Genomic DNA, 10,447 nt, shown 5'->3' on the forward strand with positions numbered 1-10,447 from the left:
GGCTCGGCGATCCCGGCATGGGGGTCGGGCGGGGCGAGCCGCGCCATGTTGAGGGCGGTTTCCGCGAGACGGTGGATCGCCTCCTTCGTCAGCACGCTTCCCGAGATGGTGGCGGAGGACTTGCCCGCATAGACCTTGAGGCTGATGTCGCGCGCCTCCGATTGCTCCACCTTCTCGATCTTGCCGTCGAGGATGGAGATTTCGGTTGAGCGCCCGTCGGCGGCGACGGCATGCACGGCATCCGCGCCGAGCTTCTTGGCGTGGGACACGGCCTCGCCCGCGAGCGAGAGGAGATCGTCGATCATGTGATGAGAGAGTCCAGAAGAAGGCCAAGGGTGATGATGAGGCCAAATATGCGGTTGGAACGGAAAAGTTCAAGGCAGCGTGCGGAATTGGCGTGGTCGAAGCGGGCAAGCTGCCAGGCCGCGTGCAAGGCCGCCCCCGCCACGCCCACATGCACGATAAGGCTGCCGCCGGCGAGCCAGATCGCGGCATCGACCAGCGCAAGCGCCAGGAAGAAGAACAGGGCGAGCCACCAGATCGTCGCGCTGCCGAATTTGAGCGCGGTGGACTTGAGGCCGATCAGCGCGTCGTCTTCCTTGTCCTGGTGGGCATAGATGGTGTCATAGGCGAGCGTCCAGGCGATGCCGCCGGCATAGAGCAGCAGCGGGGCGGCGGACAGCGAACCGTGTACCGCCGTCCAGCCCACCAGCGCCCCCCAGTTGAAGGCGAGCCCCAGAACCGCCTGCGGCCAGTGGGTGATGCGCTTCATGAAGGGGTAGATGGCAACCACCACGAGCGAGGCCGCCCCGGTGAAGACGGTGAACCAGTTGAACTGGAGCAGCACCACGAGGCCCAGCAGGCTCAAAAGGACCAGGAAGGCGAAGGCCAGCGGCACGCTCACCTGGCCTGACGGGATGGGCCGGAGCCTGGTGCGTTCCACAAGGCCGTCGAAGTTGCGGTCTGCGATGTCGTTCAGCGTACAGCCCGCGCCGCGCATGATGATCGCGCCCACGAGGAAAAGCGCCGCGAACCACAGGCTCGGCAGCCCTCCGCCAAGGGCGATCTGGCCAAGGCAAAGGCCCCACAAGCAGGGGATGAACAGCAGCCACCAGCCGATCGGCCGCTCGAGCCGCATCAGCCGCGCATAGGGCCTGAGGGCGCGCGGCAGCACGCGGTCTGCCCAATGGTCCGGCAGCGCGTCGGCGACGCGGCGGTCGGCTTTCTCCACGGGGCTGCTGGTATCGTTCATGGCCGCGGTGTACATCAGGAGCCCCATGAAAACCACCCCTCGCCTCCACCTCGACACGGAACTGGCACAAGGCCTGGAGATCGCGCTGCCGCGCGAGCAGGCGCACTATCTGACGGGGGTGCTCAGGCTTCAGCCCGGTGACGCCGTATCGGTGTTCAACGGGCGTGACGGCGAGTGGCTGGCCCATCTCGCGGAGGCCTCGAAGAAGGGCGCCTCGCTGCGCTGCGAACGCCGGGTCTCGGATGTCAGGCCACCGCCTGACATCGACTATTGTTTCGCGCCGCTCAAGCATGCGCGGCTCGACTATGTGGTGCAGAAGGCGACCGAACTGGGCGCCCGGCGGCTGCGCCCCGTCATGACCGGGCGCACCATCGCCGAGCGCGTGAATCTCGACCGCATGAAGGCAAATGTCGTGGAGGCCGCCGAGCAGTGCAACCTCGTCTACGTGCCCGAAGTGCTGGAGCCGGTGAAGCTTGCGAAGCTGCTGGAGGCGTGGGAGCAGGACAGGGCGCTGGTCTATTGCGACGAGACGGCGGCTGCCGCCAATCCCATCGCCGCGCTGCAGCGGCTGAAGCTGCCCGCCGCCGTGCTGATTGGCCCCGAGGGCGGCTTCACGGAGGAGGAAAGGAAGCATCTTTCCGCGCTGTCCTTCGTCACAGCGATTTCACTGGGGCCTCGAATCATGCGCGCGGATACGGCCGCAATTGCCGCCCTGACGCTGCTGCAGGCTGCGCTGGGCGACTGGGGCGCTGATTAATCTTTGTCTTGCCGTATGATGGACAGGCTTCTACACGGTCGAACGGAAATCTGACAGGAAGCAGCTTGTGAGCGGACCCACTCCCGACAGCCCGAAGGCACGCATGCCGATCGAGTCCAAGGCGCAGCTTATCGATGAGCTGGCGCAGGGATCGAAGCCGGAGGCGCAATGGCGGATCGGCACCGAGCACGAGAAATTCCCCTTCCTCACCGATACGCTGGCGCCCGTGCCCTACCACGGCGAACGCTCCATCAAATCCTTGTTGGAAGGACTGCGTGACCGGTTCGGCTGGTCCGGCGTCCTCGAAGGCGGGAACATCATCGCGCTTTCGGATCCCAAGGGCCTGGGCAATGTCTCGCTAGAGCCTGGCGGCCAGTTTGAACTGTCGGGTGCCCCGCTTGAGACCGTGCACGACACCTGCGAGGAGGTGCATGAGCACCTTGCCCAGGTGCGCGAGGTGGGCGACAGGCTGGGCATCGGCTTCCTCGGACTGGGCGCATCGCCCGTCTGGAGCCGGGAGGCAACACCCGTCATGCCCAAGGGCCGCTACGGCATCATGGCGCCCTACATGGACAAGGTCGGCCGCTATGGCCGGGACATGATGTTCAGAACCTGCACCGTCCAGGTGAACCTCGACTTCTCCTCAGAAGCCGACATGGTGAAGAAACTCCGCGTGTCGCTGGCGCTGCAACCGATCGCCACGGCGCTCTTCGCCAATTCGCCCTTCCTCGATGGCAAGCCCAACGGCTTCCTCTCCTTCCGCTCCGAGGTGTGGCGCGACACCGACAACCAGCGCTCCGGCATGCTGCCCTTCGCTTTCGAGGATGGCATGAGCTTCGAGCGCTATGTCGACTATGCACTCGACGTGCCGATGTATTTCGTGATGCGGGACGGCAAATACATCAACACCGCGGGCGAGAGCTTCCGCGCCTTCCTCGACGGCCGCCTGCCACAGCTTCCCGGCGAGAAGCCGGTGATGAAGGACTGGGCCGACCACCTCACCACGATCTTCCCCGAGGTGCGCCTCAAGCGTTACCTCGAGATGCGCGGAGCAGATTCGGGCCCGTGGCGCCGGCTGTGCGCGCTGCCTGCCTTCTGGGTGGGGCTGCTCTATGATCAGTCCGCCCTCGATGCCGCATGGGACCTCGTGAAGGATTGGACGGCGGTTGAGCGCCAGGCCCTGCGCGATGCGGTGCCAACCCAGGCGCTTTCCGCCACGATCCGTGGACGCACGATCCGCGACATTGCCCGCGACGTGCTGGGCTTCTCGCGCCAGGGTCTCGTGGCGCGCAACCGGCAGGGCTGCAAGGGAAAGACGGAGGCGGCCTTCCTCGACACGCTGGACGAGACGGTGGCCACGGACAAGACCGCGGCGGAGAATCTGCTGGCGCTCTACCACGGCAGCTGGGGCGGCGACATCAGCCGGGTGTTCAGGGATTTTGCCTACTGAGTTTGCGGCAGGCTCCCCATTACTTCTTCCCAAGATCTCCGAGAATATCCTTGAACACATCCGCCACCGACGCGGTCTTGCGGCGCGCGGGCGTGGTCTTGCGTGTCGTCTTCCGCGTGTTGCGGGTGCGGGAATAGCTGGCCCTGCGGCGGCGCGGCTTGGGGCCGAACTGCTTCTTCAGAGCGGCCAGGATGCCCGCGATGATGGCGCTGACAAGTGCGCCCATGAAGCCGCTGCCAGCGGAACTGCCCACCGCAGTCTGTGCTGTTGCGGCAAGCGCCATGGGGCGATTGACCTGGGCAAGGGCCGCCACCACCGCAACGGCGGAGATGGGCGCAAGCTTGCTCAGTTCGCGCTCGGGGATGGTCGCATCGGCCTGGCGCAGCACCACCATCGCCGCGTTCCGCGCGCCGTAGACATCGTCCAGAATGGCGTTGCCGTCGGCGATCGCTTCGGCACTGGTGAGGTTCTCGGCGTCGTCGAGGGGTGAGCCCTGTCCGCTCATCTCGATCATGTCCAGCAAGGTCTGGAACAGGTCCTCGTCCGCTGCCGCCCTTTGCTGCAGGCTGGCGGCGATGACGGGGCAGAGCTGGCGCATGGCCTTGCGCGTCTGGTTCTCGTCGAGGTCCAAATTGCGGGCAACTGCGGCGTAGAGCCCGCCGCCCTGGGCCTGTTCCAGAACTGTCAGCAAGCTCATGTCATCGCTCCGGCTTCGCTGCGCCGCACGATCCTATAGGCCGTGGCGACGGAGGCAATGCCAAAGATGACAGCACCGATCGCGGTGCCAGCGAGGATGCCTTCGGGCCCTGCGAGCTGCGCGCCCGCCAGCGCGAAGGGAATGGTGCCGAGCGTCGCCTTGCCCCAGTTGAACCAGCTCGACAGTTTCGCCCTCCCCAGGTTGTTGAAGGCGGCGTTGGCCACGAACTGCGCGCCCGCGAAAGCCCAGCTGACGCCGATGAAGGTGCAGAAGAAGACGATGATGTCCACGCTCCGGCCGGCGGCATTGAAGGCCTCTGCGATCTCATGGCGGAAGATGAACAGAAGGACCGAGGTCGACAGCGTGTAGATGGCGGCGAAGAGCAGCCCGTCGTTCAGCGTCTGGCGCACCCGGTCGTGCCGCTTCGCGCCGAAGTTCTGGCCGATGATGGGGCCAACCGAGCCCGACAGCGCGAAGATGATGCCGAAAGCCACGGGAATGATGCGGCCTACGATGGCGAAGCCCGCCACTGCCTCGTCGCCGAAGGGGGCAATCTCATGGGTCATATAGGCATTGGCGAAAGGTGTGGCGAGCTGGGTGAGGATCGCGGGAAAGGCGATGGCCCACAATGCCGGCAAATCGCGCCTCAGGCCCGGAAGCTGCATTGGGTTGATGAAGCGGTGCACCCGGACCACGCCATGAAGGCCGATGCCGAAGGACACGGCATAGCCCACCACCGTCGCCGCGGCCGCACCCTGGATGCCCCAGCCCAGCCAGAAGATGAAGATGGGGTCCATGCAGGCCGTGACGATGGCCGCCGAGAGCGTGATGTACATGGCGCGGCGCGCATCTCCCAGCCCCCGCAGGATGAAGGAGCAGCAAATGGCGCCGGAAATCAGGATATAGCCCGGCGTCATGGTCCAGATGAAAAGCTGGGCCAGGCGCTTTGCCTCACCCGATGCGCCCAGCAGTGCGAGGAGCCCGCCCGAGCCGAGATTGATGGTGATGGTGATCACCGCCGATACGAGGAGCGAGAACATCAGCCCGCTCGTTGCATACTGGCGCGCGCGGTTCATGTCGCCCGCGCCGAAATTGCGCGCGACCAGTGCCGCGGCGGCGATGCCCGAACCGATCGCCGCCGAGAGGTTGGTGAAGACGATTGTTCCGGCATAGCCGATGGCCGCCGTCACCGCCGTCTGGTTCAGCATGGAGAGGAAGAACAGGTCGACGAGGTCAACCGCGAACAGCGCCATCAGGCCCACGGCCCCGGTGAGCGTCATGATCACGACATGGCGCATGGTGGAGCCCACCACGAAGGGCGCTTGCCGCTCCCCTTGCGCGCTGCTCACAGGGTGAACCCGAGGCCCTGCAATTCGGGCAGGAGTTGCTCGCGGCTTCTGAAGTGGTGGCCCGCGATGCCAGCGATGCGCGCTCCCGTCACGTTGGAGCGCTTGTCGTCGATGAACCAGCAGCGCTGCGGGTCGAGTCCCATGCGTTCCATCAGCCTCGTATAGCTCGCGGGATCAGGCTTCTTGGTGTCGAATTCGAAGGAGTAGTATTGTTCTTTAAACACCGCCGTGACCTCCGGAAACAGGTCAGACAGTGCCGCCTTGGTGAGTGGTCCGTTGTTGGTGAAGATGGCGATCCGCGCCTGTTCGCCGACGCGTGCCGCCAGCGCCAGCATGTCGGGCCATGGCTGCATGGACTCCCGCCTGGCCGCCACCCAGTCCGCCCGCGAGAGATCATGGCCGATTCGGCGGCCGAACTCGATCAGGTAATGGTCGGGGTCGGGGTAGCCGCCCGAATCCGCCGCGTCCTCGAAGCCCGAATCCCAGATCGCGGCGCGAATGTCGCGCGGCGTCTTGCCCGTGAGGCGCGACAGCGCCCGGAGCCGCCGCCCGAGGTCGTAGCGGCAGAGCACGTCGTCCATGTCGAAGATGACGGCCTCGGGCTTCATGTCGGGCCTCTGGAGGTCATGCGGCGGTGCCGCCCACGGTGAGGCGGTCGATGCGGAGCGAGGGCTGGCCCACGCCCACCGGCACGCCCTGTCCCTGCTTGCCGCAGGTGCCGATGCCAGGATCGAGCGACATGTCGTTGCCCACCATGGAGATGCGGGTCAAGGCATCCGCCCCCGCGCCGATCAGCGTTGCGCCCTTCACCGGCATGGTGATCTTCCCGTCCTCGATCAGATAGGCCTCGGTGCAGGAGAACACGAACTTGCCCGAGGTGATGTCCACCTGGCCGCCGCCGAAGGACTTGGCGAAGAGCCCGCGCTTGATCGAGCGCTGGATTTCCTCCGGGTGCTTGTCGCCCGAGAGCATGTAGGTGTTGGTCATGCGTGGCATGGGCGCGTGGGCATGCGACTGGCGGCGGCCGTTGCCGGTGGGGGTAACACCCATGAGGCGGGCGTTCATCCGGTCCTGCATGAGGCCGACGAGGACGCCGTCCTCGATCAGGGTCGTGGAGCGCGAAGGCGTGCCCTCGTCATCGATGGTGATCGAGCCGCGCCGGTCGGGGATGGTGCCGTCGTCGACGATGGTGACGCCAGGTGCTGCCACCCGGCTGCCGATCATGCCGGTGAACACCGATGTCTTCTTGCGGTGGAAATCGCCCTCGAGGCCATGTCCGACGGCTTCATGCAGCAGGATGCCGGGCCAGCCGGGGCCCAGCAGCACGTCCATCTCGCCCGCGGGTGCGGGGCGGGCTTCCAGCGAAACGAGGCTCTGGCGCAGCGCCTCGCGCGCGGCTTCCATCCACATCTCTTCGGTGAAGTAGGACAAGGGCTCGCCCCGTCCGCCCAGGCCGTGGCTGCCCTGGCCCTGTTCCTTGCCGTCGGAAGAGACGACCGAGATGTTGAAACGCACCAGCGGGCGCACGTCGCGGTAGCTTGCACCGTCAGCCCTCAGGATCTCGACCGCCTGCCAGTCCGCGGCCATCGACACGGAAACCTGCCTCACGCGCGGGTCGAGCCCGCGCGTATAGGCGTCGGCCTTCTGGAGGAGAGCGATCTTTTCCGAAAAGCCCATGGCCTCCGCCGGGTTGGTGTCCGCATAGAGCTTGCGGTTGGTGCGCTCCGGCGAGACGGCATGAACCACGCTCGATCCGGTGGCGACCGTGCGGCAGACCTCGGCCGCGCGCTTCAGGGCCGCTAGCGAGAGGTCGGTGGCATGGGCATAGGCCGCGGTTTCGCCCATGACGGCCCGCAGGCCGAAGCCCTGGGATTCGTCGAAGCTTGCCGACTTCAGCTTGCCATCGTCCCAGACCAGGCTCTCCGTCTGCCGCTTTTCAAGGAACAACTCGCCGTCTTCAGCACCCTTCAGCGTGGCGGCGAGCAGGGCTTCGGCCTCGGCGCGGCTGAAATCGGCGGTCTCGAGGATGGGCGCGGTTGGGCTCGGCGTCATGCGGCATCACCTTGTCTTGCGGATGGCTGTTGCTGCAAAGATAGGTGAGTAGTCCTGCTTCTACCAGCGCAATGAAAAAGGGGCTGACCCTTCCGGGGCAGCCCCTTGAACCATTTCCGCCAAGACGGCGTCAGTTGCTCTGGAGTGCGTCGAGCGAGGCGGTGAAGCCACTGAGAGACAGCTTCATGGGCAGGCCGATGCCAGGCGCCTCATAAATGATGAAATTGGCTTCCTTGCCCTTCTTGAGCTTTGCCAGCGTTTCGGGCGAGGCTTCCGCGAAGGCCATGCAGACCTGCGGCATGCAGCGTGTGAAGGGAACGCGGCCCACGGCCTCACCATCGATCTCAAGGGCAACGCCGGTCGGCAGGAACACCCCGATGGGCGCGATGACCCGCATGTTGATGATCGATTTTTCGGCCGTGTCGGTCTTGACGAGGACCAGGGTGAGGGTCGCCTTGGGGTTCTTCTCGCTCTGGGTCGACTGGACCATGCCGCACTGGCGGACCGGCTTCTGGCCCTCGGGCGCTGGCGGCGTTTCGCACTGCACCTTCCATTTGCCGTTCTCGGCAATAAGGTCGACCTTCGGCGCCGGCTGGCCCTGCTGGCCCTGCTGCTGCTGCTGTTGCTGTTGCTGTTGCTTGTTGGCGCGCGGGCCGAACTGGGCCGGTGCCTGCTGGCTTTCCTGGGCTGACACAATGCCCGCCAGCGCCAGGCTGAACGCGAGACCGAGGGACGAGAGGGCGAGCAGGCGGCCCGGCTTTATGTTGATTCGCACGTATGTTAACCTTCTGGTTCTCGATTGGGCGGGTTTAGCCCCGGCAGAGGGTCAAGACAACCCAGTTTTCCGGAGGAATCCGCTACTCCGGCGCGCTGTGTCGGGGGCAATTGGGGCGGAATTCCGGTGGGCCGCAAGACCGCCTGCGCAATGACGTTTTGCCGCGCCTGCCCACGTTGCGGCTGGCCTCCGAATGTGGTTCACAATCGCCACATGGAGGGTGGGCGATCTGACAGCGCCAACCCACCGCCTTGCGCGTCCGCCGCAGGGCCATGAGAAGAGAGGGTAACGATGAAGTTTCGCAGCACGTTGACCGCGTTGCTCGGCCTTTTTGCCGGCGCAGCGGGCATTTCCGAGGCCCAGGCCATCGAAGGCTATGCCAAGCCCTGGCAAATGGGCCTGCAGGAGGCCGTGTCTCCCTCCATGGAAGGAATTCACTGGTTCCATAATGGCTTGCTGTTGCCGATCATCACGGTGATCACGCTGTTCGTTCTGGCGCTGATGATCTATGTGATGGTGAAATTCAACGCCCGCGCGAACCCGGTTCCCTCGCGCACCACCCACAACACGACGGTCGAGGTCCTCTGGACGGTCATTCCCATCCTGATACTGGTGGTGATCGCCATTCCCTCCTTCCGGCTGCTCTACCTGCAGCGCGACATTCCCGCTGCCGACATGACCATCAAGGCCATCGGCAACCCGGGCTGGAACTGGACCTATGAGTACCCCGACCTCGGCCTCAACGATGACGGCTCGGCCAAGGTCAGCTTCACCGCCTCGCTTGACGAGAACGCCCGCGACATCGAGACGGCGAGGGCGGCAAACGTGCCCTACCTGCTCAAGACGGACGCGCCGGTCTATGTGCCGGTCAACAAGACGGTCAAGATGATCATCACGTCCGATCCCGACGGCATCATCCATGCCTGGACCATTCCGTCCTTCGGCATGAAGATCGACGCCATTCCGGGCCGCCTCAACGAGGACTGGTTCAAGGCCAGCCGCACCGGCGTGTTCTTCGGACAGTGCTCGGAGCTTTGCGGCAAGGACCACGCCTATATGCCGATCGAGGTGATCGTGCTCGAACAGGCTGATTACGACGCCTGGGCCCAGAAGGCGCAGACCGCCGGCGCCGAAGAAGCGCACAAGTTCATGACCGCCAAGCTTGAGGCCAGAGCCCAGCTGGCGCAGAAGTAATTGGGGAAGAGGCAGATTAGCATGGCACACGCAGCAACCGCTCACGACGACCACCTGCCCACGGGCTGGAAGCGTTACGTCTATTCCACCAACCACAAGGACATCGGCACGATGTACCTGTGGTTCGCCATCTTCGCCGGCGTCGTCGGCGGTATCCTCTCAATCGTCATGCGCATGGAGCTGGCCGAACCCGGCATCCAGTATTTCGCCGGCCTCGCCTCCATGGTCTATGGCATGCCGGAAGGCGCAGCGCTCGATGCCGGCAAGCACATGTACAATGTGTTCGTGACCGCGCATGGCCTGCTGATGATCTTCTTCATGGTCATGCCCGCCATGATCGGCGGCTTCGGCAACTGGTTCGTGCCGCTGATGATCGGTGCTCCCGACATGGCCTTCCCGCGCATGAACAACATCTCCTTCTGGCTGCTTCCCCCGGCACTCGCGCTGCTCCTGATCTCGATGTTCGTCGAGGGTCCGGCGGGTGCCTATGGCGTGGGTGGCGGCTGGACGATCTATCCGCCGCTGTCGACGACCGGCCAGCCGGGTCCCGCCATGGACTTCGCCATCCTGTCGCTGCACATCGCGGGCGCGTCCTCGATCCTCGGCGCAATCAACTTCATCACCACCATCTTCAACATGCGTGCGCCCGGCATGACGCTGCACAAGATGCCGCTGTTCGTGTGGGCGGTGCTGGTCACCGTCTTCCTGCTGCTGCTGTCGCTGCCGGTTCTGGCTGGCGCCATCACCATGCTGCTGACGGACCGCAACTTCGGCACGGCCTTCTTCGTGCCGTCGGCGGGTGGTGACCCGATCCTGTTCCAGCATCTGTTCTGGTTCTTCGGACATCCGGAAGTCTACATCCTCATCCTTCCGGGCTTCGGCATCATCTCCCACATCGTGGCGACCTTCTCGAAGAAGCCG

The 10,447-nt window shown here is 65.0% G+C and carries 11 protein-coding genes; 4 read left to right on the top strand and 7 right to left on the bottom strand.

All coding sequences use genetic code 11. The features are described from left to right. Positions 1 to 305: PmbA/TldA family metallopeptidase (locus tag ACILRA_RS13515; RefSeq protein ID WP_395662619.1), on the bottom strand; the 305-nt coding region annotated here is incomplete at its 3' end. After that, the gene (gene ubiA, locus ACILRA_RS13520; protein ID WP_395662620.1) at positions 302 to 1,279 is read right to left on the bottom strand and encodes a 4-hydroxybenzoate octaprenyltransferase; all 978 of its coding nucleotides are present in this window, start codon (positions 1,277 to 1,279) and stop codon (positions 302 to 304) included. The genes ACILRA_RS13515 and ubiA, both read right to left, overlap by 4 nt. Between ubiA and ACILRA_RS13525 the strand changes: the two genes are divergently transcribed. Next, the gene (locus ACILRA_RS13525) at positions 1,278 to 2,009 is read left to right on the top strand and encodes a 16S rRNA (uracil(1498)-N(3))-methyltransferase (protein ID WP_395662621.1); all 732 of its coding nucleotides are present in this window, start codon (positions 1,278 to 1,280) and stop codon (positions 2,007 to 2,009) included. The two genes, ubiA and ACILRA_RS13525, sit on opposite strands and share 2 nt — an antisense overlap. 103 nt (positions 2,010 to 2,112) lie before the next feature. Next, positions 2,113 to 3,459: a glutamate--cysteine ligase gene (locus tag ACILRA_RS13530; protein WP_395662629.1), complete on the top strand. Its 1,347-nt coding sequence runs from the start codon at positions 2,113 to 2,115 to the stop codon at positions 3,457 to 3,459. Between the two features lie 19 nt (positions 3,460 to 3,478). On the opposite strand, the gene ACILRA_RS13535 is transcribed toward ACILRA_RS13530, so the two are convergent. The 5 genes from ACILRA_RS13535 to ACILRA_RS13555 form a co-directional block, all read right to left on the bottom strand. Next, positions 3,479 to 4,156 (bottom strand): DUF937 domain-containing protein, encoded by a 678-nt coding sequence (locus ACILRA_RS13535; protein WP_395662622.1) that lies wholly within the window; start codon positions 4,154 to 4,156, stop codon positions 3,479 to 3,481. Next, positions 4,153 to 5,505 carry an MATE family efflux transporter gene (locus tag ACILRA_RS13540; protein WP_395662623.1) on the bottom strand — a complete coding sequence of 451 codons (1,353 nt, stop codon included), beginning with the start codon at positions 5,503 to 5,505 and terminating at the stop codon, positions 4,153 to 4,155. Before ACILRA_RS13540 ends, ACILRA_RS13535 begins: the two co-directional genes overlap by 4 nt. Next, positions 5,502 to 6,113 (bottom strand): HAD family hydrolase, encoded by a 612-nt coding sequence (locus tag ACILRA_RS13545; protein ID WP_395662624.1) that lies wholly within the window; start codon positions 6,111 to 6,113, stop codon positions 5,502 to 5,504. The genes ACILRA_RS13540 and ACILRA_RS13545 overlap by 4 nt, the downstream gene beginning before the upstream one ends. A gap of 16 nt (positions 6,114 to 6,129) precedes the next feature. After that, entirely contained in the window at positions 6,130 to 7,557 is a 1,428-nt protein-coding gene (gene tldD / locus ACILRA_RS13550; protein WP_395662625.1) for a metalloprotease TldD, read from the bottom strand. A 130-nt stretch (positions 7,558 to 7,687) separates the two neighbouring features. After that, complete coding sequence (locus ACILRA_RS13555; RefSeq protein WP_395662626.1) at positions 7,688 to 8,332, bottom strand: invasion associated locus B family protein; 645 nt, start codon at positions 8,330 to 8,332, stop codon at positions 7,688 to 7,690. A gap of 291 nt (positions 8,333 to 8,623) precedes the next feature. Here ACILRA_RS13555 and coxB point away from each other — a divergent pair, with 291 nt between their 5' ends. Both coxB and ACILRA_RS13565 read left to right on the top strand, forming a co-directional pair. Then, positions 8,624 to 9,526, top strand: coding sequence for a cytochrome c oxidase subunit II (gene coxB / locus ACILRA_RS13560; RefSeq protein ID WP_395662627.1), 903 nt, complete (start codon positions 8,624 to 8,626; stop codon positions 9,524 to 9,526). 21 nt (positions 9,527 to 9,547) lie between these two features. After that, positions 9,548 to 10,447 (top strand): cbb3-type cytochrome c oxidase subunit I (locus ACILRA_RS13565; RefSeq protein ID WP_395662628.1); only part of this gene is annotated, 900 nt, incomplete at its 3' end.

Source organism: Aestuariivirga sp. (assembly GCF_044239095.1).
Taxonomy (GTDB): domain Bacteria; phylum Pseudomonadota; class Alphaproteobacteria; order Rhizobiales; family Aestuariivirgaceae; genus Aestuariivirga.